Genomic DNA, 25,225 nt, shown 5'->3' with positions numbered 1-25,225 from the left:
TGATTCCTTGGCCTTGAGGCTTCCCCGCTACACCACCTCCGACATCCGTTCGCCCAGCCGGATCAACGCCGGGCTGACGTCGAGCGAATCGAGGTGGCAGTTGATCAGCGTGAAGCCGTCCCGGTTCGGCAGCGCCGCCTTCAGCGCCTTGTCGAGGTCGCCTTCGGTTCGGCACTCGAAGCCCCATCCGCCGCCCAGCAGGTCGGGCAGGCGGTGATAGGTCCAGTTGGGGATATCGTTGAACGGTCCTTCCGCGAGGAACCGCTCGGTCGTGTAACCGTGGTTGTTGAGGACGATGACGATCGGGTTGAAGCCCAGCTTCAGGCCGGTCGCGAGTTCCAGACAGGTCATCTGAAAGGCCCCGTCGCCGACCAGCACCAACGGGCGATGTTCGCGGTTCGCCGCCTGCACGCCGACGCTCGCGGGCACGGCGAAGCCCATGCTGGTGTAGTAGGCGGGGGAGAGGAACTCCGTGTGTTTCTTGATCGTGAGATCGCTGGCCCCGAACAGACAGTCGCCCACATCGGCGACGACGACCAGCTCCTCCTCGTCGAGAAGTTGATTCACCCGGCCGAACAGCTGTCTGGTGGTCAGGGCGGCGTCCGGTTCGAGTTGGAAGCCGTCATGCACGCTGCCGCGTTCCTTGGGCAGCGGTCGCTTCTGCGGCGAGAGATCCGCGGCCGCCAACGCTTCCACGAAGTCCGTCAGCCGGACGTCGTGGAAGTGGCTGTGGCCCACCCGGAGGGCCTCGCTGGTGGCGTAGACGCACCGGCCCGGGTCGAGGCGGGCGGTGAAGATGCCGAGGTTGATGTCCGACATGAACGTCCCCAGCAGGATCGCGCAGTCGCTGTCCTCCACGTACTCCGTCACGCTCGGCCGGCCCATCGCGCCCTCGTACACGCCGACGTGCAGCGGGTGGACCTCCGACACGGCGCTCTTCCCCAACAGAGTGGAGCAGATCGGGATCTCGTGGGCCTCGGCCAGCTTCTCCACTTCCTCCCGCAGACCGAAGCGGTGCATCTCGACGCCGGCGACGATGACGGGCTTCTGGGCCGCGTCGATCATCGCCTTGGCGGCGGCGAGGGCGTGGGCGAGCGCGTCGGGGTCGCTCTTCTGCTCCTCCTTTCGCGGTTCATGCGGGTACGGCGGCTCCACCCGGACCATGTCGCGGGGCAGTTCGATGTAGACCGGGCGTTTGAACCGGTCCGCGGCGGCGAGACAGCGGTCGATCTCCCGAAACGCTGTCAGCGGATCGTCCAGCACCGTCCCGGCGACGGTGATCTTCTCGAACACGTCGCGTTGGGTCGTGAAGTCGCGGACGCGGTGATGCAGCAGCGGATCGCTCTCCCGTTCCTTCACCCCGGGCGAGCCGGTGATGACGACCACGGGGCTTTTCTCCGCGAACGCCCCGGCGACGCTGTTGCAGGCCGACAGCCCGCCGACGCAGTAGGTCACGCACAACGCCCCCATGCCGTGCACCCGGGCGTAGGCGTCGGCGGCGTAGCCGGCGTTGTCCTCCCGCGTCGCCCCGATCACCCGCAGGTCGCTCCCTTCGAGCATGCCGTAGAACTGCAACACGAAATCGCCGGGGATGCCGAATACGTCCCGGACGCCGTAGTCCTGCAAGCGACGGATCAGGTATCCGCCGATGCTGTTCGGCGGCACCGTCAGGTCCGCCATGGGCAGCTGCACGTCGGCGACGACGCGGTCGCCGGTCGATCGCTTCTTCCCCCCGCTTGGCTTGGCCGTGGGGGAACCGGCGTCTGCTGAGGCGGCCATCGGAGCGCTCCGTTTGGGGAGGGGCGGATGAGCCATTCTAACCGGGACGCACGCCCCGGGGAGGGCGGCCTCCAAGGGGGCGACGGAGCGCCTTCGGGCCTGCGATTCGGGGGCGGCCCGCCGGACCCGTCTTGACCGCGGCGGCGGAGCAGTGCGACACCCGACGCCGCTGCCGTTCGTTCGTTCGCCCCGCTCTTGCGCGCCCGCCACGCCATGCTCGCACCCCAGTCCCGCCCCGGACGCACGCACAGCGATCGCCCGTCGCCCGCGGAAACGGCGCCCACGGAGTCGGCGCCTGCGGAGACCAATCGCGGGGGTTCGCGATTCGCCGCCCTCGCCCTGCTGCTGGTCGCCGGGGCGAGCCTGTGGACCGCCGGCTGCCGCAATCTGGCGGAGCAACGGGCCGTCCGCCGGTTCGGCGACGCCCTGACCGCGGAGAGCCTCGCGGATCTCGAAGGCGCCACGACGGACAAGTTCCGCAAAACCGCGCTCAATCACGACACCGCAATCCAAGACTTGCGGTTGCTTCGTTTGCCGAAGGAAGAGTTGAAGGTCGTCGCGGTCACCGAAGTGGCGGAGGAAGACTGGAAGAACCCCGACATGCCGGAGTGCCTGGTCATCGTGGAGACGCCCCCGCCGACGCGGCAGGCGCGCTACAAGCTGGTGCGGGCGGACGCCGGTCGATGGCTCGTGGACGACGTGTTGCTGAAGCAGACCAACGGCGGCGTGAAGGCCGTGATGAGCGTCACGGAGCAGTTGGAATTGCTTGCCGCCGTGCGGGGCTTCACGCAGGCGTGGGGAACCGGCACGCATGACGAACGGCTGGCCGTCGTCACGCCGGAATTGCGTCAGGAACTGTCCGCTCTGCCGGAGTCCCGGCTGACTGAACTGGCCGGCTGGGTGGTCAATGCCGAGCGGGTCGACAACCTCACGCCGAAGACCGAGATGGACGACGACGAAGCCGCCGTTCAGTTCGCTGGTCGCGGCTACACGCTGCTGATCAGCCTGGAGAAACGCGGCGAGGCTTGGTTGGTGAAGGACGCCGCCGCGGAGAACCGGGGGAACGGGCCGAAGATCCCCAGTCTCGAGCGCACCTGCGTGGCGCTGACCGGCGTCTCGCGGTTCCTCGACTCATACGCCGCCGGCGATCTGGAGGGCTTGGAGGCCACCGTCGCCCCGACGCTGTTCAACGGCTGCCTGCGGACCGCGGACCTGGCCGGCGTGCCGCTGCCCACCGCCGCGGACCTCGACGGCGACAGCAGCTTCCAGATCCACGGCGACCGGGCCGAAGTGGTCGTCACGACCGACGCCGGCATCTACACGCTGGACCTCACCGACCCCAACCGCTTCGACGACGACCGCCGCACCGGCGCCTTCCTCGTGGAGAAGGTGACGATTCGCACCGGCGACGGGGAACAACGGCAGCTTTCCACGATCTTCACGGCCCGGGCCGCGGTCGCCTCTTTCGCCGCCGCCGCCGCCGCGGGCGATCTGCACGCGCTCAAGGCCAGCAGCACGCGGGAACTGTCGTCGACGGTCTGGAATCAGATCGAGCAGAGCGATCTCGCCGCCCTGCCGCTGGCCGACGCCGCCGCGGGAGCGACCGGGAAGGTGCTGACCGAGATGCACGCCGGCCCGGTCACGGAGATCACGATGGAAACCGCCGCCGGGCCGCGGACCTTCGTGCTGAAAGAGGAACGCGGCGCCTCGAAGGTGGACGACATGCTCGCCCCGTCGCTGGATCTCCCCGAGAGCTTCAAACAGACCTGCTCCCTGATGCTGCCCGCCCGCGCCTTCTCCCGGAGCCTGGCGAACGGCGATCTGTCCGGATTGAACAAAAACAGCAGCGGGGCGTTCAACCGGCTCGTGTGGCATCAGTTGCGTGAGGTGCCGCCGGCCGCGGCCGTCGCGGCGAAGAAGATGTCCGGCTCGCTCACGAAGGCCACGCCGCTGTCCCGGGGCGAGGGCGCCCGCTGCGAACTGCACTACGGCACGCCGACCGACGGCGTCGTCCTGCACCTCGTCCGCGAACAGGGTCGCCTGGTGGCGGATGACGTGGAACTGGTCTCCGGCGTGCACCCGGACGCCCGCGTCGCTTTGAAACAGGCGATTCGCGAGCAGATGGCCGACGGCTCGCTGATGATCGCCGCGAACTTCTCGCCCCGCCCGGTTCCCGAATCGGACGGCGCCGCTCCCCTGCCGAACGGGCCGGAGCCGACGCGGATGATCGACCCGGCCATCCAGCCCGCGGGATTCGATGCGCCCGCCGAGCGCATGACCGACCCGTCCGGCGTGATCCCGGCCCACGCCCGCTCGGCGACGGACGAGATCCGCCGCACCGTCCGCAACGCCGCGTTCGAACAAGCGGCCGGTCCCGCGTCGACGGCGACGCCGGCGGAGCCGCCGCCCGCGTTCGAGTCCCCCGCCGCCCTGAAGCCGTTGCCGTCCTCGATCGCCCCGGTCAAAGGATCCGACGGCGGCGCCGCCGCCCCGTTCGGCGAACCGCTGCCGCTGGGCAAAGGCTGAGCCGGTCCGCCGTGGCGATTCGAGCCGATCGGCGGCATGATGCCGTCCCCGCACGCCGACCGCTCGACCGATGCCCGCTCCGCTTTCTTACTCCAACTCGTCCGCTCTCGAACTGCTGCCGGCGAACGCCGCGGAGGCGTTGCGGCCCGACCTGCTGAAGGCCCGCGAGGAGACCCTCGCGGACGTCGCGCTGTTCGACGCCGGCGGCGAGGTTCCTTCTGACAAGGAGCCGTTGGACGCCGGCTACATCGACCTGCCCGCCAAGCTGTTGGCGACGAAAGACAGCGGCGAGTTGGCGGACCTGCTCGCCGCGACGGAGCGGTTCCGCGAAGAGGTCGACGCCTTCGTCTCCCTGGGCATCGGCGGCAGCTACATGGGGCTGCGGGCGTTGCAGGAGGCGCTGGGCGATCCGCTGCACAACGAGAAGCCCGCCAGCCACCGCGACGGCCCGAAGCTTTACTACGGCGGCCAGAACGTCGATCCCGGCGTCACCGCTGGCCTGCTGGAGCACCTTGAAAACAGCGGCGTGGATTGGGGGATCGTGGTGATCTCCAAGAGCGGCGGGACGCTGGAGACCGCCCTCGCCTTCCGCCTGTTCCGCGAGGCGCTGGAAGAGGCCGCCGGCGACGACGCGGCGAAACGGGTGATCCCCGTGACCGGCGGCGCTGGCTCCAAGCTGCGGGCGTTGGCCGAGGAGAAGGGCTACGCGGATATCTTCCCCGTGCCGGACGGCGTCGGCGGACGGTTCAGCGTGCTTTCGGCGGTGGGTCTCGTGCCGGCGGCGGCGCTGGGGCTGGACGTCGTCGCCCTGCTGCAAGGCGCCGCGGACATGACGGAGCGGTTCAAGACGGCCGACCCCGGCGACAACCCGGTGCTCGATTACGTGTCGACCTGCCACCTGTTCGAGAAGCACCTCTCGATGGACGTGCGGATTCTGTCCACCTGGGGCGATCGCCTCGAAGCGGTCGGCCTGTGGTACGACCAGTTGCTCGCGGAGAGCCTCGGCAAGAAAGAACGCGGCGCCCTGCCGCTCACGGTCGTCAACACCCGCGACCTGCACTCCCGCGGTCAGCAGCACCAGGAAGGCAAGCGGGACAAGCTGATCCACAACCTCTACGCCGATTCCCCCAGCGGCCCGAACCCGGAGGTGCCCTCCTCCGAGGCGAACCAGGACGAGCTGAACAAGTACGCCGGCAAGTCGATGTTCGACGTGCTGACCGCCGCCCGGCAGGGCACCGATCAGGCCTACGCCGAAGATCGCCGCCCGACCGCCGACATCATCCTGCCCACGATCGACGCCTACGCGATCGGCCAGTTGTTGCAGATGCTGATGCTGGCCACGACCGTCGAAGGACGGTTGATCGGCATCAACCCGTACGGCCAGCCGGGCGTCGAAGCGTACAAGCGGAATATGAACGCGATTCTTTCCGCGTCCTGAGTCGCTCGCGAACCGCCGGCGAGCGGGGGGCGTCCGCCCCCCGTGTTTCCAAACCTCGCCTCATGCCTGCCCGCTCAGGGGGCTGACGCCCCCCGCTCGCCCAACGTTTCATGTCGACGAAATCTCCTCTCTCTGATCGTTCCGGCTGGGCCTCCGGCGGGGCGATCAGCGAACTGATGGCTCAAGCCATCGCCAATCCCGACTGCCTGTCGCTCGCGGCCGGGTTCGTCGATCCGGCGACGCTGCCGGTGGACTTGGTGAAGCAGGCCGCCGCGGAGGTTCTCGCCGCCCCGGACGCCCGCGATCTGCTGCAATACGGCACGCCGGCGGGCGCCGGACGCTTGCGGGCCGCAGTGCTGGAACTGTTCGCCATGCTGGAGGGGGTGCCCACGGAAGAACTCGCCGAGACCCGCGGGCTGACCGCCGGCCGGGTGCTGCTCACGAACGGGTCGCAGCAGTTCCTGTCGCTGGTCTGTCAGGCGCTCCTGAACCCGGGCGACGTCTGCCTGGTCGCGGGGCCCACCTACTTCGTGATGCTTGGCACGATCGCCGGCGTCGGCGGACGGGCGGTGCGGGTGGAGACCGACGACGACGGCATGACCCCCGCCGGGCTGGAGGCGGCGCTCGATCATTTCCAGACCGTCGGCGAACTGCCGCGGGTGAAGCTGCTGTATCTCGTGCCGGACTTTGAGAACCCCAGCGGCGTCGTGCTGGCCGATCGACGGCGCTCGGAACTGCTCGACATCCTCGATCGCCGCGATCCGGACGGCCGCATCCGCGTGTTGGAAGACGCCGCGTACCGTGAGCTAGGCTTTGACGGAACCATCGGCGCCAGCCTGTGGGGCCGCGACCGCAGCGATCGGGTGATCTACTCCGGCACCTTCAGCAAGTCGTTCTCCCCCGGCCTGCGGATCGGCTTCGGTCTGGCCCCGGTGGAGTTGATGCAGCCGCTCATCGACCGCAAGGGGAACGAGGACTTCGGCTCGGCCCATTTCAACCAGCATTTGTTGGCCCGCGTGCTGGAAAGCGACCGCTACGAAGCACACGTCGCGGACGTTCGTCGGAGCTACCGTCGGAAGCGGGACGCCCTACTGGCGGGGCTGAGCGAACACCTGGGCGACCTGCCGGGAGTCTCGTGGCGAGAGCCGGCCGGCGGGCTGTACGTCTGGGCGAACCTGCCGGAGGGAGTTTCGACGGGGTTTGATTCGCCCTTGGCCGAGGCGGCGCAGCGGGACGGGGTGATGTACGTCCCCGGCGAGCTGTGCTACGCCCCGGAATCGGTCGACCCCGCGTCGGGGGAGAGCCGACCGCGGCCGACGAATCACATGCGGCTGTCGTACGGCGTGCTGGACGTGGGGCTGCTCCGCGAGGCCGCCGCTCGGCTGGGGCGGGCGGTGCGATCCGTGCTGTGACCGTGGGGCGAGCGAACCGCCGCGGGGAATCCTCGGGGCAGGTGCGCAGATGGGGTCTCCCATCTGCCGTGGGGGATCGGTAGCATCGGACTAAACCGTCACGGGTCGCCCTTCCCGCCCGATCGACGGAATCCTCCGAACACGATTTGCGAGACGGATCGATGAACCGCCCCCTCTGCGGCGTCGCCCTGATCCTCACTGACGCCGTCGTCAGTTCCTCCGCCTACGGGGCCGGGGTCTTGACGGTCGAAGCCGCCGCGTTCGCCGCCGGGGTGAGCGTCGCGGGGATCTTGCTGACCGCCCGCGGAATTGCGGACAAGCTGCTGCCCCCCACCGACTGAGCTCGGCTGGAGGTTCGCGCCTCTGATGGAGGTTTGCGCTACCGAACGACGCTCGCATCCCCAAGAGCGGCCAAACCTTTACGCTGACGCACGGTCATGCCGCGGCGCGAGTCACGCCGAGGAATCTCAGGCGCCCGCGTCGTCGCCTCGGTACAGCAGGCGGCCGCAGCTCCGGCAGAAGACGAACTCACCCATGTTGAGCTGCACCTTCTGCTGCGGGCTGACGGTCGTCTGGCATGACGTGCAAACGCGGTCTTCGACCGGCGCCATCGCGTTCGCCCCGTGGTGCTCGACCAGCCGGCGGTAGTCCACCTGCAGGCTGCTGGGGATGATCGACTCGGACTGTTGGAGCCGTTTCTCCAACGCGACGAGGTCCTCTTCCAACCCGGCTTTCTCCTCCGCGACCTTCTTCTCCAACGCATCCGCGTCCTCGGAACGTTTGTCGCGATCGGCCAACGCCGCCTGAATCTCCTTGCTGAAGGCGTCGACGCGGTCGAGCGTCTCCAGAATCTCGTCCTCCAACACGGCATTGGAGGCGGTGTCGGCGTCGATCTCTTTGCGGAGAGCGGCGAAGACCTCGTTGGTGGAGGCCTGATTCAGCTTCGCTTTCAGGCCGAGAATTTTCTCCTCGTTGGTCCGCAACTGGAGGTTCTTGGCGTCGCCGCTTTTCTTGAGGGCGACCAACTTCTCCCGCATCGCGGCGATGTCCGCCTCTTTGTTCTGCACCGCTTTACGACGGGCCCGGACCTGCCGGGGACCGCGGGCCAAGGCCTCGCGAACTCGGGCAATGTCCCGATGGACGGAGTGCAGGCGGGAAAGTCCGGCGGCGGTCTCGGTCACTCGGGCGACTGGCGGTCGGGGGGCCGGCGGGACAAGCGGTTCGGGCGGAACCGGGCCGGACGGGCGGATACGGACGCCATCTTGCCCGCCGACGGCGCGAAAATCACCCCGGGCAGTTCAGCCCGGACAGATCGCCGCGGCGCCGACGCTCGATCGCGGACCTCGGACCGCGCCGCCGCGGGCGCTCGGACGACGCCCGGTCCGCAGCAGGGCCTCCGCCGTCTCCATCACCTCGTGCGGCAGTCCGCACTCCCGCAGCGCCTCGACGGCGGGCGTCGGATCGTATTCGGCTCGATGCAGCGTGATCTCTCCCGCTTCGATGAGCGCATAGGCGGCCCGAGGATCGCCGTCCCGCGGTTGTCCCACGCTGCCGGGGTTCAACACGGTCGTCATGCCGCCGCCGGGCCGTTCCGCCTGAATTAGGTAGGGGGCATGCGTGTGGCCGACCAACACCAGCTCCGCGGTGATGCCGACGAGCCGATCCCCCCAGCCGGCCGGGTCGGCGGGGGCGTAATCGTCGAGCGGATCGCGGGGCGATCCGTGCACCATCAGCGTTTCGCGGCCGTCCAGATCGAACGTCTCACAGACCGGCAGGCGGGCGAGATACCGAAGCAGTTCCGGCGTCAGCTCCTCCCACTGCCGATTGCGAGCGTGCGCGGCGACGGCCCGGAGACCCGTGTCGCCGACGGAGGGAACGTGCTGAGCGACCGCGTGATCGTGGTTGCCGCGAACCGTGCGTTCGGCGTGCTCCCGCACCCATTCCACGCAGCGCCGCGGAGCCGGTCCGTAATCGACCAAGTCGCCCGTGCAGAGCACCCGATCGACGGCGCCGGCGGCGGCGACCGCCGCCTGCAACGCCCACCAGTTGGAATGAATGTCGCCGAGGATGAGGGTCCGCACGCGCGGGTCCGATCGAGGCGGGGACGGGCGCCGGTGCGGTTCGCTTTCCACGAATCGCTCCCGCACGCCACGAGCAGCCGCTACCCTGTGCCGTCGGCTTCGGCTCGTCAATGGCTCGCCCCGGGTTGATTCCCGGGTCGTCCGTCGCGACGGGACTCGCCGACCGGTCCCCCGCCCGGTGTCCCCCCGGTGAGTCCTCCGCCGTGCTCCAACACATTCCTCCGCCGGAAAAACGCACGCTGCGGGAACGGGTCGACACCGCGTTGAAGCTGAGCCGGGAGCTGGACGAGCATCTTCGCCAGACATTAATCCCGGCCTCCCGACGGGTGCGGGAACTGGCTCAGGGGAAGAGCGCGAACGACCGCGGCGGCGACGTCACGGGCACGTTGCGGGTCGCCGTGGACGACGACAGCCCCCAGCAGCAGGACCGCACGGTGCGGCATGCGGTGGACGCCCTGTTGGAGGCGGACCGGTTCGCCGCCGCCAAGCGGGTCCGGCTGCATGAGTACTGTCGATCGATCCGGCTGGCGGTTCAGGGCGAACTGAACGGAGAGCCGCTTTGACGACGCAGAGCTCGAATTCCCCCCTGTAGCGCCCGCCCGTGTCGGGCTACAGTACGATGTAGTCGGCCGGTGAATTGGATCGAACCGCCGCCGCCCTTCCGTCCCACCCCGAGTCGACACGCATGACGCGCGCCGCCGCTCCCCGCACCGAGCGATCGAAGACGTCGATCATCCGGGCGACCGGGGGAGTCTTGTTGTCGCCCGACGACGACGGCGGCACCCACACGGTGGACGCGCCTGCGCCTCCTCCCTGGGCGGCGGTCTCCCACACCGTTCTTCGTCCCCCGGTCGACGACCCGTCCTCCTCCTCGGAGGTCAGCCCCTCGGCGGATGCTTCGCCGAGCGTTCTCGACGGGGCGGACCTCAAACGCCGGTTGTTCCCCGCGATCGGCGAGGACGACCCCGCCCTGTCCGGCTGCGTGCTGGATCATTTCCGCATCGAAGAGCGGATCGGGCACGGCGGCATGGGTTCGGTCTTCCGAGCGACCGACGAGCGACTGCAGCGCACGGTCGCGTTGAAGGTGCTCAGCCCCGCCCATTCCCGGGACCGGGCGAGCGTTTTGCGGTTTCGCAACGAAGCCCGGAGCGCCGCGAGGCTGGATCACCCGAACATCGCCCGCGCGTTTTACGTCGGCGAGGATCGCGGGCTGCACTTCATCGCCTTCGAGTTCGTCACCGGCCGCACCGTCCGCGATCTGCTGCAAACGCACGGCCCGCTGTCCCCGCCGGACGCGGTCTCGATCACCCGGCAGGTCGCCGAGGCGCTGCATCACTGCGCAGACTCCGGCGTGGTGCACCGCGACGTGAAGCCGTCGAACGTGATCGTCACGCCGGACGGGATCGTCAAACTGGTCGACCTGGGCCTCGCCCGGAAGGAAGCGGCGGACAGCGTCGGCGATCTGACGGTCGCGGGGACCACGCTGGGGACCTTCGATTACATCGCCCCGGAGCAGGCGAAAGACCCGCGGGTGGCGGACGTTCGCAGCGACATGTATTCGCTGGGCTGCACGCTGTTTCACATGCTCGCCGGGCGTCCGCCGTACCCGGAGGGGACGGTGCTGCAGAAGCTGTTGGACCACCAGAATCCGCAAACGCCGGACGTGCGGGTCTTCAACCCGAAGGTGCCGGCCCCGCTCGCGGACCTGTGCCGGGCGATGATGGCCAGCGATCCGCTGCTGCGTCCGCAAACGCCCGAGGCGCTGCTGGACGAATTGGACGATATGCCGGGCGTTCGCGGGCTGCGGCCTCGCCGTCCGATGCGGGCGATGCCGCTGCTGAACACGATGGCGACCGTCACGCTGGCCGCCGCCCTCTCCGTTTTCGCATGGGTTCGCTGGCCGGCTCCGACGCCCGACCCCGAAGAAGAAGAGGGCGTCGAATCGGCCGAGGTCAAAACGCAGGCGAACGCCCCCGCCGTCGCCTCCCGGCCGCTGGCGCCGCCGCGGTTCGTCGTGGGCGGGTCCGACGACGTCGCCCCGCGGGGGTTCTCGTCGCTCGACGCCGCGATCGAAGACGCCTACCGCGGGGAAGAGATCTCCGTGAACGTCGACGGTCCGGTCGAATTCGTGCTGAAACGCCCGCTGACGCTGACCGGCAAAACGCTCACCCTGAAGGCCGGCAAACGGCCGGACGGATCGCTCTATCAACCGCGGCTCAAAGCGTTCGCGAACTATCAGGCGCCGCAGTCGCTGTTCCACCTCACCGGGGCGGCGAACCTGACGCTGGAGAACCTGTCGCTGTCGTTCGAGCTGCAAAGCCGGGCGTACGGGTGGACGATGTTCTCGGTCGGCGACAGCGACCGACTGACGATGCGGGACTGCACCGTCACGCTGGTCAACGTGGACGAGCGGGCCGACACGAACTGCCTGCTGCTCGTCCGCGGCTATCAACCGCCGACCAGCGGTCTGACGGAACTGGCCGATCCGGACCGTAAGGACCGGGCCACCGAAGGCGAGTTCTTCGTTTCCGCCGAGCGCTGCCTGCTGCGTGGTCATGGCGATCTCGTGCGGGTCGAACCGGACCGCGGCGGGTGGCTCGAGTTCTCCCAGACGGCGGTCGCGGTGCAGGCCGCGGCGGTTCGCATGGGCGGCGCCGACGCCGAAAGCCCCATGCCCTCGACCGAAGCCGGCCGCGTGCACCTCAAATTGCAAAACAGCACGCTGCTGTTCGGCGAGGCGCTGCTCGATCTGCGTTGGAAGAGCATGCTGGGCGAGCGTCCGCCGTTGCCGCTGAACGTGTTCGCCACCGACAGCCTGTTCGTGGACGCCGGCGAGGGCGTGCTGATCCGCACCCGCGGCGGGGACGATCAGGACGAGTTCCTCGATCGACTCGAATGGACCGGCGCCGGGATCAACCGCTATCTGCTGGATCGCTTCTGGATCGCCTCCGGCACGACCACGCAGATCCTCAACCCGGCCGAGACGTACTCGGACTGGGTCGAGATGGCGGAAACGCCGGCCAGCCCCGTGATGGACATGGGCGCCCAGCACCGCGGCGTCGAACTGGAACCGGACTATCGCGGACGGTTCCCGAACCTCATCTCTCGACAGGATGTCGAACCCCGCCTCAGCGACGTGGCCGTCGATCGCTCCGCGGAGGTCGAAACCGACGACGAGGCCGTCCCCCCGGCCGCCTTCGAGAACGGGGACATTCCCGGCGTGGATACGGAGCGACTCCCGCCGCCCCCCGGCATCCGCACGGCACAGCCGTAGTCCCGGGCGCCGGCTCGTTCAGGCGCCAGCAATCTCAGGCACTGCTTAGGCGGCGACGCGGGGATACGGAGCGAACGTCGCGTCCTGCTGCGTCGCGGGGACGTGGTTCTCGAACCAGTCGGCCAGTCGAGCCGCGTGGCGACGCCATTCCGGTTCCTGGAACACCTCGTGACAGGCGCCGGGGAGCACCTCGCAGCTGCGGTCGGCGGCGCCGACTTCGTTGATCCACACGCCCGGAGCGAGGGGGCAGACCACGCGGTCGGCGCCGCTCTGCATGATGTGCAGCGGCGTTTCGATGCGGGCGGCGTCCTTCCACACCGCTTTCACGGCCCGCCGCACGGCGAAGAACCAGGAAGCCGTCACGCTCGTTCGCCGCAGAGGATCGTGCGGCCGGGCGGCGACCCGCGGATCGAGCGGACGCGGGGGCACGGCGAATCGCGTGCGGGGTCGCAGGAGTCGGCACATTTTCCCCGCCGCCAGCGTCATCACCGGCACCGGCGTCACGATCCGCAACAACGGACTGCACAGCGCCACCGCCGCCGCGGGGCTCGGGCCGCCGCGATCGGCGCTCTGGGTCAGTCGAGCGGTCGCCAAGCCGCCCATGCTGTTGCCGATGATCGCGGTGCGGTCCGGCTCCGCGTCGAAGCGTTGCAGAATTCCCCGCAGGTCGGCGACGTACTCCGCGAACCGTCGTACGTGCATCGGCTCTCCCCCGCTGAGGCCGTGCCCGCGGAGATCCGGGACCAGCGCCCGCCAGCCGCGTTCGGCGAAGTAGCGGCCGGCGTGTTCATACAACGCCCCGTGCTCGAAGGCGCCGTGCACCAGCAGCAAGGTGCGAGACGCGGAGGCGGACCCGGCTCCCTCGAACTCCCGGACGCGCAGTTCGGCGCCGTCCCCCGCGAGTACGCGGTGGGTTCGCTCGACGATCCGTCGGGAACCGGCGAGCCGCCAGGTCGCCGCGAAGGCGGCGGTCGCGGGGACCGTCACCGGGACGGAAGCGGCGGGAGCCGCGGCGGCGAATGGGGAGGCGGCGAGGTCCGTCGGTCCGTCTCCGCTCGTCGGGCGTCGGTCGATCGAGGCGACGCGGGCGAGCGGAACCGACGTCCACGATCAGCCGTGCCTCTTGGTCACTTCATTCATCGGCCGCGAAGCCGGCCGGACTGATGTGATTTCCCCGATTCGTTCGCGCCAAGCGGATTGGCGACGAACCTGTCGCCTGTTCGACGGGTAAGAGTGCGGTTCCGCAGCCCGTTGCGGCGGCGCCGTGCGCGACGTAACGTCGTGTCCACCCTGTCCGTATGCCCACCGGAGTCCGCCCGTGTCCACCGCAGCGCTCGCCTCTCCCGGGACGAACCGTTGGGCGGGTCGGAAAGTGCCGCTGCAACTGGTCGCCCCGCCGCCGGTCGAGACGCCGTCGCTGTGGGAACGAATCGGGACCGCCCCCGCCTGGCTGGTGAGCCTCGGCGTGCATGTCGCCGTGCTGGCGATGCTCGCGGGCATCACGATTATCGTGCCGGCGGACGCCATCAAGACGATCCTCACCAGCGAGATCACGCCGGAGGAGATCGACCAGTTCAAGGTCGAGAACGTCGTCCTGGAGACGGAAGTCGGCAACGACAGCCTGGCCAATATCCTCAGCCCCTCGATGGCGGCCAGCACGGAGAGCCAGCCGCTCGATCAGGAGATGCAGCGGGAGGTCGAGATGGTCGACTTCCCCGCCCCCAGTCCGGCCGCCTCCGCCGTCGAAGTGCCGAACGATGCGGTGCTGACGACGGAGTTCGCCGCCGAGGGCATGACCGAATACACCGGCGGGGTCGAAGGCGCCATCGACGTGCTGACCCGCGAGATCGCCGCCCGGCTGCGTGAGAACGAAACGACCGTCGTCTGGATGCTGGACGCCAGCCTGTCGCTGGAAGAGACCCGCGACGCCTTGGCGGATCGTTTCGAAGCGGTCTACGCCCAGCTCGGCAACACCGGCGACATCGACACCGATCACCTCCGCACCGCCGTGGCGACCTTCGGCGAAGGCGTCGAACTGCTGACGCCCGAAGCGGTCGTCGACGTCGCCCCGCTGGCCGAACTTATGCGGAACGTCACCCCGGACGAAAGCGGCCAGGAGAACGTCTTCACCGCCCTGAAGGTCGTCGGCCGCGAGTTGCTGCCCGAACGCACCCGCGAGAAGCGGACGCTGATGTTCGTGATCGTCACCGACGAAAAGGGCGACGACGACGGCGACCTGGAGAACGTCATCGGCCAGTTCAAACGCTACGGCGTGCCGGTGTACGTGGTCGGCAACGCGGCGCCGTTCGGCCGCGACAAAGGCTACGTCACCTATACCTGGAAAGAGGGCGACCGGCAGTACACCCTGCCCCGCCCCGTCGACGCCGGCCCGGAGACGGTCATGCCGGAACGCCTCCGCCTCGGCTTCTGGGGACCGGGCGGCGAAGTGGAGAACGAACGCCTCTCCAGCGGCTACGGGCCGTACGCCCTGACCCGGCTCTGCGTGGAGACCGGCGGCATGTATCTCGTCGCCGACGACACCAACAGGAAGAAATTCGACCCGCAGCTGATGCGATCCTACGGTCCCGACTACCGCCCCATCGCCGACTACACCCGCGACGTGATGTCGAACGGGGCCAAGCGGGCGCTGATCGAAGCGGCCGGCAACAGCCGGGCCACGGAGATCCCCAACCCGCAGCTCGTCTTCGCCGCCGTGGACGACACCCGCCTGCGGCGGGAGATCACCGAGGCCCAGAAGCCAATGGCCGTCATCAGCTACCGCCTCACGATGTTGCAGACGAAGCTGGAAGCCGGCCTCGCCGATCGGGCGAAGCTGACGGAGCCGCGTTGGCGGGCCGGGTTCGACCTCGCGTTGGGCCGCGTGTACGCCACGCAGGCCCGGGCCCTCGGCTACAACACCGTGCTGGCGGAGATGAAGAGCGACCCGAAGCCGTTCGAGCGTGAGAACAGCAACGAATGGCTGCTCCGCGGCGCCCCGGAGTCCGACGCGGGCGGCGAGGTGAAGCAGCTCACCCGCAAGAGCCGCGAACTGCTCGCCCGCGTGATCGACGAGCACCCCGGCACCCCGTGGGCCCGCCTCGCGGAAAAAGAGCTCGCCACGCCGCTCGGTTGGGAGTGGAGAGAGCGGAATAATGAGATTCTGCGGGCGATCGACAACGGCGCCACGCCCGCGGAGGCCGCTGCGATGTTCGCCCCTGAAGACGACAACCAGCGCCGGGCGATGCAAATGGGTGAGCAGGGACCGAAGAACCCGCCGAAGCTCTGATCCGCCTCGGCGGTTGGAGTCGGCGACCGCGGCCCCGCGTGATCCGCCCGGCCCCGAGACCCGTTCGCCCGTCATGAAGACCGCCGCCCGCACTCGCGACGCCGAACCGGTCGCCGAGACCGTGCAATTCCCGCTCTCCCCGAGTCGGCAGATGTCCGGTCGGCAGACTTCGCCGACGCCGGACGATTCCGCGACCCTCGCCGCGATCGAGCGTCGGCTGGGGCAACTCGTGCAGACGGCTCGGTTGGCCGTGTTCGTGGCGGCGGCGTGGCTGCTGTGGTCGATGTTCGGCGACGGGTTCGCCTGGCTGATGTCCGCCGCGACGTGGACGGCCGGGGTCCTCGTGCTGCTCGCCGTGAGTCTTGGCGTGGGTATGTACGTCTCGCCCCGCTTCCGCCGGGCGATCCTCGGCGGGGTACGCGGATTGGGCGTCCGGGCCTTCCGAGCGATGGACCGGCGGCGGTAACGACCGGCCGCGGCGACCGCCGGCGACAGGCTGGGCGAGAGGGTCGGACAAGAGCGGCAGGCGACGGCGAGAAGGCGACGGCGGCCCCGGGGCATCCCCTAAAACCCCATGGCGAGTCCGCTGGTTGACCGGGAGGGCGGCGGCGCCGATGGTGAACGGTGATCCCCGCACGCCTGCGTCGCTCACAGGCACGGTCGGGCGGGGGCGTATCGGCGCTTCGCGCCGCCTCCGGCGTCTGTCGCCGCCTGCCGATCGGCTATCAATGTCCTACTTCGCACCGCCCCTCCTCCCATGTCCGGGTCCAGCAATGGCCAGAGCGCCCTATTCATCGACCTTGAGAACTTCGTGCTCGGCCGGGAGGAGAACTGGCGGCTGGAACAGGACCGACACCCCGGCGAAGACGCGGACGACTATGACTGTGCGGAAGACCTCCGCGATCTAGTCACCTTCGCCACCCGGTTGGCGGGCGGGCGAAGCCTCGCGGTGAAGCGAGCGTACGCGAACTACAACGTTCGCCGAGAGAATCTGAACTCCGAACGCTGGTGGGATTACTACCTGCAAGGCGTTCCCAACGTGCTGCTGGGGCTGGGCGTCGAGCCGATTCAGGTGTTCCGCTTCCCTGGCGGGAAGAACAAGAACGCCAGCGACCTGCGGATGGCGATGGACGCCGCCGCCACCGCCGCGGAGGCCGGGCCGCACCTCGCCGGGAAGTTCGGCGGCGGGCACTTCGGTCAGTTCATCCTCGCCACCAGCGACAGCGACTTCATCCCGCTGAGCCTCGAACTGCGACGGGCCGGGGCGGAGGTCGTCGTGATCGGCGTGCAGGACAAGACGAAGCCCGTCTTCGAGCGCTTCTGCGATCGGTTCGAGTACTTCGAAGACCTCCGGGCCGCCCGCGATCTGCTGGACGATCGGCAGACGGAGGAGCGGAAGGCGTTGCTGTCGGCGGTCGGGGATCTGGTCGATCGGCACGGTCCCATCCGGGCCGGCAGCGTGCGGACCCTCGTGGAGCACACCGGCCGCACGCCGGACGGGGAGCCGATGCAGTTCGACCCCATGCGATTCGGCTGCGGCAGCACGATCGAACTGATCGAGCGCCACGGCGAGGACGAAGGGCTGGTGCTGAAACGCACCGGCGGCGTGCAAGTCGTCGCCCGAGCCGAGGAGCACGCCCCACTCCCGCCGACGAACGGCTACCACGTTAACGGATCGTCTTCCAAGGACGAGGACGAGGACTCCGAGGGCGTGGCGAGGATTAGTCTGAACGGCCGTCGCCCGATTCGCGAGACGCCGGAGCACAGCCCCGCCCTGTACCGCCGGTTGCTGCTGTACGGACACCCCCGCATCGCGTTGGTGCCGGCGTCGGCGTGGTCGGAAATCGCTAACGCGGTGGTCGCTCGCGTCGCTAATCAGTCCGAAGACGCGGACGCCCGCACGCGGATCTACCATCAGGATCTCGTCTCGGACATCACCGAGGTCTGTGCGGAAGCCGGCATTCAGGACGCCGCGGCGAAGGTCCGCAGCGCCTTGTTCCAGATGTTCAAAGCCGGCTGCTTCCTCTGCGACGAGCACGGCCCCCGTCGTGGCCATCGGGACTTCCATTGGTCGCGGCCCGCGGTGCTCGACCCGGCGCTGCCGACCTTCGAGCACGTCCGCGATCGCGTGTGGCGGTTCGTGACCGGCGCCCTCAGCGAGAAGCTGCGGGAGCACGGCCTGGACGGTTCGATGCACGTCGGCTTCCTCGCCGAGTTGCTCTGCGGCCCGGAACCCAGTCCGTCGGACATGGTCCGCATCGCCGCCGTCGCCCGAGCCGCCCAAATCGGCCCCGCCAACCCGGCCCCCCCCTGTGCGGAACGACCGACGGCCGAACGTCAGCCGGCCGAACGTCAGCCGGCCGAGCGATCCACCGCCCAATGCACCGAGGCCGAGACGCAGTCGGCGCCGACCGACGAGCCCACGAAGCCGGAACCCGTCGCCGCGACCGCCGATGACTGACGACGGCTCGATCGAGCCGTCCGACCGCGAAGGCGCCCAAGGCGCCCATCCCCCGGGGGCGGGCGCCTTGGGCATCTTGGACGCCTTCCGCCATCGCCCCCCGCCCTGCCCACACGCCTGCGTCGTTCCATGAGAGCGAGATGAAGAAGCGATACGGCGTCTTGGCGTTCCTGGCACTGGTGTCGGCCGGGTTCTTCCTCTGGTCGCTCGCTTGGCTGCGAGGCGGCCGGTTGGAAGACGAGCTCAGCCTCAGCGTGCAGGTTCAGGCCTACGCCGGTTTGGCGGTGATGGCCGCGGCCCCCTTCCTCGCGGGCCTGCTCGTGTTCGTGTTCAACCGACGTGCCGCCGGTCGGCAGGGTGAGGTTGGCATCCTGCCAGTGGAGAGTGACGACGATCAGCGGTCCCGCGTCGAGCGATGAGCGGCGCCGCTCTCACTGGCGGGGCGCCAACGGCGCCCGGTGATTCCCCGGTCGGACGGCCGTCGGTAGACTGATCAAACCTGTCGCTCCGTCCGCACCACCTCATGGCTCTCGCCGCAGAAGTCGTCCGCGTGGACCCTGACGTCCTCGGCGGCACGCCGGTTTTTCCAGGCACTCGCGTCCCTGTCGAGACGCTGTTCGCCTATCTGCAGGAAGGCCATCGGGTCGAGGACTTTCGAGCGGACTTTCCCTCGGTCACCCGCGAACAGGCCGAAGCCGTGCTGGATTGGGCCGGTCGCCACATCGCGACGGCCGCCTGAACCGCCGTCTCCTGACCGATGCCCGGCCCTCGCGTGCTGCTCGATGAGAACCTGCCCCGGACGCTGAAGGCGTCGCTCGCCCCCGCTGCCTCGGAGGTTCTCACGGTGGTCGAATGCGGTTGGGGCGGGACGAAGAACGGCGAACTGCTGGCGTTGGCCGCCGCGGACTTCGACGTGTTTCTCACGATGGATCGCGGGATCGAATACCAGCAGAACGTCGTCGCTCTCGACTTGTGCGTCGTGCGGCTGTCGGCGGCGAGCAACACGATCACGGCTCTCCTGCCCTTGGTCCCGGCGACGTGCGACGCTCTCGCCCGAGTGACGCCGGGGCAGGTCGTCACGGTGGTCGCCTGAGGCGCCGTCCCCCAACGCGTTCAAGGCGATCAAGGCGTTCACCCCCGGAGGGTGGACGTCTTGATCGCCTTGGACGGGATCGCCTGCGGGACGCGGACTCGGTCGGGCCGGACCACCCGGACCTGTGCCGCGGAACGGGACTCAGCCGAACTCGGGGCGGCGGGGGGCGAGTTGCTCTTTGAGACGGGCGACGATGCTGCTGTGCATCTGGGAGACGCGGCTCTCGGACAGGCCAAGGGTGCCGCCGATCTCCTTCATCGTCAGCTCCTCGTAGTAATAGAGGATGACGATCAGGCGCTCGTTCCGGTTCAGGCCCTTGGTGACCATCTTCATCACGTCCCGCTTCTGGATCCCGCCGGTGGGATCGTCGCTGCGATCGTCTTCGAGGACGTCGATCTCGCTGACGTCGCGGGAGCCGTCCGTCTCGTACCACTTCTTATTGAGGGAGACGAGGCCGACGGCGTTGGCTTCGGTCTTCAGCTTGCTGAACTCCTTGGGGTCCAGCTCCATCTTCTTGGCGACTTCGGCGTCCGTGGGCGGACGGCCGGCCTCGGCCTCGGCGGCCTTGCGGGCGTTCTCCAGCTTGGTGGCTTTGGAGCGAACCAGGCGGGGCACCCAGTCCATGCTGCGGAGTTCGTCCAACATGGCGCCGCGAATACGGGGCACGCAGTAGGTTTCAAACTTCACGCCGCGGGCCAGGTCGAAGGCCTCCAGGGCGTCCATCAAACCGAAGACGCCGCTGCTCATCAGGTCGGCGATGTCGACGCCGTCCGGGAGCTTCTGCCAAACCTTCTCGGCGTTGTACCGCACCAGGGGCAGGTAGCGTTCGACAAGGGTGTTGCGAATCTGCCGATTCGTTTTGTCCGCCTGGAAGGCGACCCACAGGGCGGCCGTCTCCTCGGGGCTCAAGGCGCTGTTTTCGGTGCGGGAGGTCAGTCCCCGCAGGCCAGTCGTCCGTAACGCCATCGACCGCTCCGTGGTCTAAAGTATCCGGGATCGCCGGGGACCGTCCCCGACGTACTAGGTGGTCTCGTGTCTCGTCGCCGCGTGGTCCGAGTCGGACGTGGCGGCCAATTCAGCGTTCAACTCGCGGCGGGCCTGCTCGGTGGCCAATCGCCCGCAGGCGCCGCCGGCGACCAGCCCCGGGAGGAACCCGAAGGCCGCGGCCAGCAGGGCGGAGGCGAGAGCGGCGTTCGCGTCGGTTCCCCGGGCCGCGTCCCGCAGGACGCTCGCCACGAAGAGCACCGTCGCCAATCGCACGCCGAAGGCCGTCGCCACGCCGTTCTCCCCGTGCGTCCCAGCGAAGCGGCCTCAGCCGGCGTCCGCACGGACCGTTCCCGCGGACCCCGTCGGTATCGTCACCGGGGGGGTCGCGGCTTGAGCAAAGTTCGCACGGTCCTCACAACCGCCCGAACGGGGCCGGTCATGGGACCGCCTCACTGAGCAAACGCCCGCCGGCGGGGGCTTCCTGAAGCAGCGGTTCCCAGTCTCCGAGGCAGGCGGCGGCGAGGTTCGCCGGCGTCGCTTCGCAGAAATCGTCCGGCACGTCCTGTCCGAAAGTCAGCAGGCTGACCGGGGCGGGCGGAGCCGTGGTGAGCAGATCGACCGCGGCGCCGGCGCCCTCGGCTTCGTCCAGCTTGGACAGCACGACCGAAGAAGGCCGCAACCGTCCGTACCGCGTCGCCGCCCGCAGCAGCGCCCGCTGGCCGGCGGCGACGGAGAGCACCAGATGAGCCTCGATCCGCGTGCCGCTCGGCCCGTTTTGCGGAACCTGGGCGGAGAGCAGCGAGGCCAGTTCGGTCAGATGAGCGTCGTCCCGCGGCGCCCGGCCGGCGGTGTCGATCAGCACCACGTCGCAGCCGCGAAGCGAATGCAGGGCCAGCGACAGGGCGTTCGCGTCGCCGGCGACCTCGAAGGGCACGGCGAGGATGCGGGCGTAGGTCGCGAGCTGCTCGACGGCGCCGATCCGGTAGGTGTCGGCCGTCACCAGACCCACCCGGCGGCCGTGCCGCAGGGAGAGCCGGGCGGCGAGCTTGGCGAGGGTCGTCGTCTTCCCCACGCCGGTCGGGCCGACGAACGCGGCGACGTGCCGGCGATCCGGGTTCGCCGCGATGCCGCCGGAGACCGGCAGGTCTTGGGCCAGCACGGAGATCACGTCCGCGTCCGAGGCGTCGCCGAGCGACTCGACGAACCGCTGGGCGGCGGTCGGGGCGAAGTCGCGGCCGGTCAGCCGGGCGAACAGCGGGTGAGCCTCGCCGACGGGGGCGGTCGGCAGGGCGCCGGTGCGAGTCAGTTCCCGCACGATGTTCGCCGCGTGGGCGGTGCGGGGATCGAGGACGGAGCCGTTCGAGGCGCCGTTGAAGGACCCGTTCGCCCGCTGCGGCTTCGGCCCGGCGGTGGCGGTGACTTCCACCCCGCGACCGGCGCCCGGCAGCGTGCGGCTGCCCAGCAGCGAGGCGTCCGCCCCGAACTCGTCCCGCACCTGCCGCAGAGCGTCCCGCATCGTGGCGGCACGGAACGTGCGAGTCTGGTTGTCAGACAGAGCGCTCATCGGGGTTCTCGCGGACGGGGGAAGAGGGAGGAGGGACGAATTACGAACGTTTGGCGAGCCGGGGGCGTCAGCCCCCGGAGGGAATCACGGGCGAGTCAGGCGAACGCCGCCAGCGGAGACTTGGGAGGGGGCACAGATTCCGGCGAGCGGGGGGCGTCAGCCCCCTGAGTCGCGGAGCGGAGCGAGTCCGCCGCGAGTTGGCCGTGGACTTCGAGGTCGGTGTCGCGGGTGACTTCCGTCAGGCTCATCACCGTCAGCTTCGGCAGCTTCTCGCGGACGATCTCCCGCAGGCCCAGCCGAACCTGCGGGCCGACGAGCACGATCGGGGCGTGCCCGGCGCTGGTCAGCTTGGTCAGTTCGTTCTTCAATCCGCGGACGACGGCGTCGCGAACGGCGGGGGGCAGGGTCAAGACGAACCCGCCCTCGCGGAACTCGCTTTTCGAGGCGATCAGCTCCTCGGCGGCCGGGTCCAGGCTGACGACGTGCAGCAGGCCGGCGGCGTCGCGGTGCGTTTCGCACAGCGTGCGGGCCAACGCATGACGGGCACATTCGGTGAGGAAGTGCGGGTCTTTCGTGCGGCCGGCGTGATCGGCGAGGGCTTCGAGGATCGCTTCCAGGTCGCGAACCGGCACCCGCTCCCGCAGGAGGTTCGCCAGCACGGCCTGAATCTGGCCGGCCCGCAGCAGGTCGGGAACCACTTCGCTGACCAGCTCCGGGCAGCGTTCCTTGAGGTGATCCAGCAGGCCGTGCGTTTGCTGACGGGTCAGCAGTTCGGCGGCGTGATCGCGGACGATTTCGGTCAGGTGCGTGACGACCACCGCGGCCGGCTCGACGACGTGGTAGCCCATCAGCGAAGCCCGCTCCGCGGCGGTGGAGTCGATCCACACGGCGGGACGCCCGAAGGCGGGGTCGGTCGTTTGCAGGCCCGGCGGGGTGCCGCTGGCGCTGCCGGTGTCCACGGCCAGCTTGGCGGTCGCGTGGCATTCCCCGGTGGCGATCACCACGCCGCGGATCTTCACCCGGTAGCTGTTGGCGTCGATCGTGGGCACGTCCCGGAACCGCACCTTGGGCAGGATGATGCCCAGTTCGCCGGCGATGTTCTGACGCACCTTGGCGACGCGGTCCAGCAGGTCCCCGCCGGCGGTCGGATCGACCAGCTTCAGCAGGTTCACGCCCAGTTCGAGAGCCATCGGTTCGACGGTCAGTTCGTCTTCCGGCTTGGCTTCGGGGGCTTTGCCCTCGCTCGCGCCGCCTACCGGCGACGGCGAACCGGGGGACGCGTTCGAGTCCTTCGCGTCGCTTTGATCCGTCGTGCTCTTGCCGCCCAGGGTCCAGCCGACGATTCCGCAGGCGGCGGCGAGACTCAGCAGCGGGGCGGTCGGCAGGCCGGTGAAGGCCAACGCGACGAGGAACCCGCCGGCGAGGAACATGCTTTCCTTGTAGCGGAACAGCTGCGTGACGATCTCCGTCGGCAGGTGCGTGCTGTTGGAACTCCGCGTGACGATCAGGCCGGCGGCCAGCGAGATCAGGAACGCCGGCACCTGCGAGACCAGCCCGTCGCCGATCGTCAGCGTGGTGAACACCGTGGCGGCCCCGCCGACCGGCATCCCCATCTCGACCACGCCGACGTACAGCCCGCCGGCGATGTTGATGCAGGTGATGACGATGCCCGCGATCGCGTCGCCCCGCACGAACTTGCCGGCGCCGTCCATGGCCCCGTAGAAGTCCGCCTGGCTGGTCACGTCGTCGCGGCGTTTCTTGGCCTCTTCCTGATCGATCAGACCGGCGGAGAGGTCGGCGTCGATCGCCATCTGCTTGCCGGGCATCCCGTCCAACGCGAACCGGGCCGCCACTTCGCCGACGCGGGTGGCGCCCTTCGTGATGACCAGGAACTGGATCGCCACCAGGATCACGAACAGGATCAGCCCGATCGCGAGGTTATCCCCGGAGACAAAGGCGCCGAACGCCTCGATGACCCCGCCGGCGGCCCCGGTGCCGTCGGTCGCGGCCCGACTCAGGATGAGCCGGGTGCTGGCGACGTTCAGCACGAGCCGGGAGAGCGTCGTGCCCAGCAGCACGGCGGGGAACACGCTGAATTCGAGCGGCCGGCGGACGTAGACCGTCACCAGCAGAATGACCGTGGCCAGCGTGACGTTCGCGGCCAGCAGCAGGTCCAGAATCGGCGCCGGCAGCGGCACGATGATGACCAGAATCGCCCCGCACAGCATCACCGGGAACAGCATCGCCCGCCCGCTGGCCAGCACGCCGCCGAACGTCACCCCGGCGCCGGCGGCGGAGAGCGAGCCGGCGGTGGGGGACGCGGCGGACATACTGGGAGCGGCGACCCGCCGTCCCCAAACTGGGAGCGGGCCGATTCAGAGCGGATGAGTTGGGGTGGAGAGTCGCGTCCGCTCGGCGAGCCGTGGGCGTGTGCCCTTGGCGTCCGGCGGGGGGAGTGACGACGGACGGGGGTGTAGATCGTGCCGCCCGTCGGCGTCCAGACTTGCAAAACGGAATTGTAAGGATTGCTCTCAAGCTCGGGCCGTTCCCGATGCCGGCAACCGATTCGCCGCAGTGCGTCCTTCCACATCGCCCGTGATCCACGAAGGCGTCCAAGGCGTCCGGCCCCGGGGGGTGGACGCCTTGGACGCCTTGGACGCCTTCGGACCTCTCGGCAGGTCGCCCGCCGGTCAGGCCGCCTGCACGTCAGGACATCTGGAGTCAGGGCATCTGGAATCAGGGCATCTGGAATCAGGGCATCTGGAATCAGGGCATCTGGAATCAGGGCATGTAGAGGAAGTCGACTGAATCCAGCACGGCGACCGCCGCGGGCAGCGAGGCGATCGGACCGAGCGCCGCGACGGCGCCGCCGACGATCACGGTGGCGACGAACCGGCGCCGCCTCAGGCCGGCGTTCAACCGGATCAGCGCCGGGAGCAGGCAGATCGTCGACACGAGCCAATACATCGCCGATCCCGCCGCAAACGCCGCGTACGCCGCCGGGGCCGGACCGGGGAGCAGCAGTTCGTGGGCAATCAGCGTCAGCCCGCAGGTCAGGAGCGTGCCCGGCCCGGCGCTGAACCACCACACCATCCCGGCCCCCAGACACACCGGCGCCGACAACCGCCGCACGCCGGCCAAGCGGGCGGACGCCCGGTCGCACGCCAGAATCGTCGCCCCGGCCCACAGGCCCGGCGCCACGAAGATCAACAGCAGGGCCAATCCGTAAGTGAGAGCGGTCACGAGGCATCAGCGAAGAACGGCGAACGCCCCCCGGAGCCTCCCCCCGCCGCCCGCGACCGACGCCCGCGACCGTCGGCGGCC

At 69.4% G+C, this 25,225-nt stretch carries 21 protein-coding genes; 12 read left to right on the top strand and 9 right to left on the bottom strand.

The annotated features are described in order from the left end of the window. Window positions 1-27: 27 nt before the first annotated feature. A complete protein-coding gene (locus tag LzC2_RS02350; RefSeq protein ID WP_171183338.1) occupies window positions 28-1,779 on the bottom strand; it encodes an alpha-keto acid decarboxylase family protein in 1,752 nt (583 codons plus the stop codon). 213 nt (window positions 1,780-1,992) lie between these two features. Between LzC2_RS02350 and LzC2_RS02345 the strand changes: the two genes are divergently transcribed. The 4 genes from LzC2_RS02345 to LzC2_RS02330 all read left to right on the top strand — a co-directional run bounded on the left by LzC2_RS02345 (window position 1,993) and on the right by LzC2_RS02330 (window position 7,496). Continuing rightward, the gene (locus LzC2_RS02345) at window positions 1,993-4,305 is read left to right on the top strand and encodes a hypothetical protein (protein ID WP_171183336.1); all 2,313 of its coding nucleotides are present in this window, start codon (window positions 1,993-1,995) and stop codon (window positions 4,303-4,305) included. 70 nt (window positions 4,306-4,375) lie between these two features. Then, a complete protein-coding gene (locus LzC2_RS02340; protein WP_171183334.1) occupies window positions 4,376-5,743 on the top strand; it encodes a glucose-6-phosphate isomerase in 1,368 nt (455 codons plus the stop codon). Window positions 5,744-5,853: 110 nt separating this feature from the next. Further along, a complete protein-coding gene (locus LzC2_RS02335; RefSeq protein ID WP_171183332.1) occupies window positions 5,854-7,155 on the top strand; it encodes an aminotransferase-like domain-containing protein in 1,302 nt (433 codons plus the stop codon). Between the two features lie 161 nt (window positions 7,156-7,316). Then, complete coding sequence (locus LzC2_RS02330; protein WP_171183330.1) at window positions 7,317-7,496, top strand: hypothetical protein; 180 nt, start codon at window positions 7,317-7,319, stop codon at window positions 7,494-7,496. Window positions 7,497-7,622: 126 nt separating this feature from the next. Here LzC2_RS02330 and LzC2_RS02325 read toward each other — a convergent pair whose 3' ends face one another. Further along, the gene (locus LzC2_RS02325; protein WP_171183328.1) at window positions 7,623-8,336 is read right to left on the bottom strand and encodes a zinc ribbon domain-containing protein; all 714 of its coding nucleotides are present in this window, start codon (window positions 8,334-8,336) and stop codon (window positions 7,623-7,625) included. Window positions 8,337-8,453: 117 nt separating this feature from the next. Continuing rightward, window positions 8,454-9,236 carry a metallophosphoesterase family protein gene (locus tag LzC2_RS02320; protein WP_171183326.1) on the bottom strand — a complete coding sequence of 261 codons (783 nt, stop codon included), beginning with the start codon at window positions 9,234-9,236 and terminating at the stop codon, window positions 8,454-8,456. Between the two features lie 203 nt (window positions 9,237-9,439). On the opposite strand from LzC2_RS02320, the gene LzC2_RS02315 reads away from it, so the two are divergent. After that, complete coding sequence (locus tag LzC2_RS02315) at window positions 9,440-9,799, top strand: hypothetical protein (RefSeq protein ID WP_171183324.1); 360 nt, start codon at window positions 9,440-9,442, stop codon at window positions 9,797-9,799. A gap of 122 nt (window positions 9,800-9,921) precedes the next feature. Beyond that, complete coding sequence (locus LzC2_RS02310; protein ID WP_171183322.1) at window positions 9,922-12,510, top strand: serine/threonine-protein kinase; 2,589 nt, start codon at window positions 9,922-9,924, stop codon at window positions 12,508-12,510. A 45-nt stretch (window positions 12,511-12,555) separates the two neighbouring features. Here LzC2_RS02310 and LzC2_RS02305 read toward each other — a convergent pair whose 3' ends face one another. After that, window positions 12,556-13,497 carry an alpha/beta fold hydrolase gene (locus LzC2_RS02305; RefSeq protein WP_171183319.1) on the bottom strand — a complete coding sequence of 314 codons (942 nt, stop codon included), beginning with the start codon at window positions 13,495-13,497 and terminating at the stop codon, window positions 12,556-12,558. Window positions 13,498-13,828: 331 nt separating this feature from the next. Between LzC2_RS02305 and LzC2_RS02300 the strand changes: the two genes are divergently transcribed. From LzC2_RS02300 to LzC2_RS02275, 6 genes are all read left to right on the top strand, one after another. Further along, window positions 13,829-15,796, top strand: a complete 1,968-nt coding sequence (locus tag LzC2_RS02300; RefSeq protein ID WP_171183316.1) for a vWA domain-containing protein — start codon at window positions 13,829-13,831, stop codon at window positions 15,794-15,796. Between the two features lie 73 nt (window positions 15,797-15,869). After that, window positions 15,870-16,262, top strand: coding sequence for a hypothetical protein (locus tag LzC2_RS02295; protein ID WP_171183314.1), 393 nt, complete (start codon window positions 15,870-15,872; stop codon window positions 16,260-16,262). A gap of 291 nt (window positions 16,263-16,553) precedes the next feature. Beyond that, on the top strand, window positions 16,554-18,257 hold the full coding sequence (locus LzC2_RS02290) for an NYN domain-containing protein (protein ID WP_171183312.1): 1,704 nt from the start codon (window positions 16,554-16,556) through the stop codon (window positions 18,255-18,257). Window positions 18,258-18,397: 140 nt separating this feature from the next. After that, on the top strand, window positions 18,398-18,676 hold the full coding sequence (locus LzC2_RS02285; RefSeq protein WP_171183310.1) for a hypothetical protein: 279 nt from the start codon (window positions 18,398-18,400) through the stop codon (window positions 18,674-18,676). Window positions 18,677-18,780: 104 nt separating this feature from the next. Beyond that, window positions 18,781-18,996, top strand: coding sequence for a DUF433 domain-containing protein (locus tag LzC2_RS02280; RefSeq protein WP_171183307.1), 216 nt, complete (start codon window positions 18,781-18,783; stop codon window positions 18,994-18,996). 18 nt (window positions 18,997-19,014) lie between these two features. Beyond that, window positions 19,015-19,350, top strand: a complete 336-nt coding sequence (locus tag LzC2_RS02275; RefSeq protein ID WP_171183305.1) for a DUF5615 family PIN-like protein — start codon at window positions 19,015-19,017, stop codon at window positions 19,348-19,350. Between the two features lie 141 nt (window positions 19,351-19,491). On the opposite strand, the gene LzC2_RS02270 is transcribed toward LzC2_RS02275, so the two are convergent. From LzC2_RS02270 to LzC2_RS02250, 5 genes are all read right to left on the bottom strand, one after another. Further along, window positions 19,492-20,316 (bottom strand): FliA/WhiG family RNA polymerase sigma factor, encoded by an 825-nt coding sequence (locus LzC2_RS02270; RefSeq protein ID WP_171183303.1) that lies wholly within the window; start codon window positions 20,314-20,316, stop codon window positions 19,492-19,494. A 54-nt stretch (window positions 20,317-20,370) separates the two neighbouring features. After that, the gene (locus LzC2_RS02265; protein ID WP_171183302.1) at window positions 20,371-20,628 is read right to left on the bottom strand and encodes a hypothetical protein; all 258 of its coding nucleotides are present in this window, start codon (window positions 20,626-20,628) and stop codon (window positions 20,371-20,373) included. 145 nt (window positions 20,629-20,773) lie between these two features. Then, window positions 20,774-21,901, bottom strand: coding sequence for a flagellar biosynthesis protein FlhF (locus LzC2_RS02260; RefSeq protein ID WP_171183300.1), 1,128 nt, complete (start codon window positions 21,899-21,901; stop codon window positions 20,774-20,776). A gap of 95 nt (window positions 21,902-21,996) precedes the next feature. After that, the gene (locus tag LzC2_RS02255; RefSeq protein WP_171183297.1) at window positions 21,997-24,231 is read right to left on the bottom strand and encodes a flagellar biosynthesis protein FlhA; all 2,235 of its coding nucleotides are present in this window, start codon (window positions 24,229-24,231) and stop codon (window positions 21,997-21,999) included. A gap of 451 nt (window positions 24,232-24,682) precedes the next feature. Continuing rightward, a complete protein-coding gene (locus LzC2_RS02250; RefSeq protein ID WP_171183295.1) occupies window positions 24,683-25,144 on the bottom strand; it encodes a hypothetical protein in 462 nt (153 codons plus the stop codon). Window positions 25,145-25,225: the final 81 nt, after the last annotated feature.

The organism is Alienimonas chondri (assembly GCF_013036045.1).
In the GTDB taxonomy this organism is placed as follows: domain Bacteria; phylum Planctomycetota; class Planctomycetia; order Planctomycetales; family Planctomycetaceae; genus Alienimonas; species Alienimonas chondri.
This window is presented reverse-complemented; position numbering and strand designations above follow the sequence as displayed.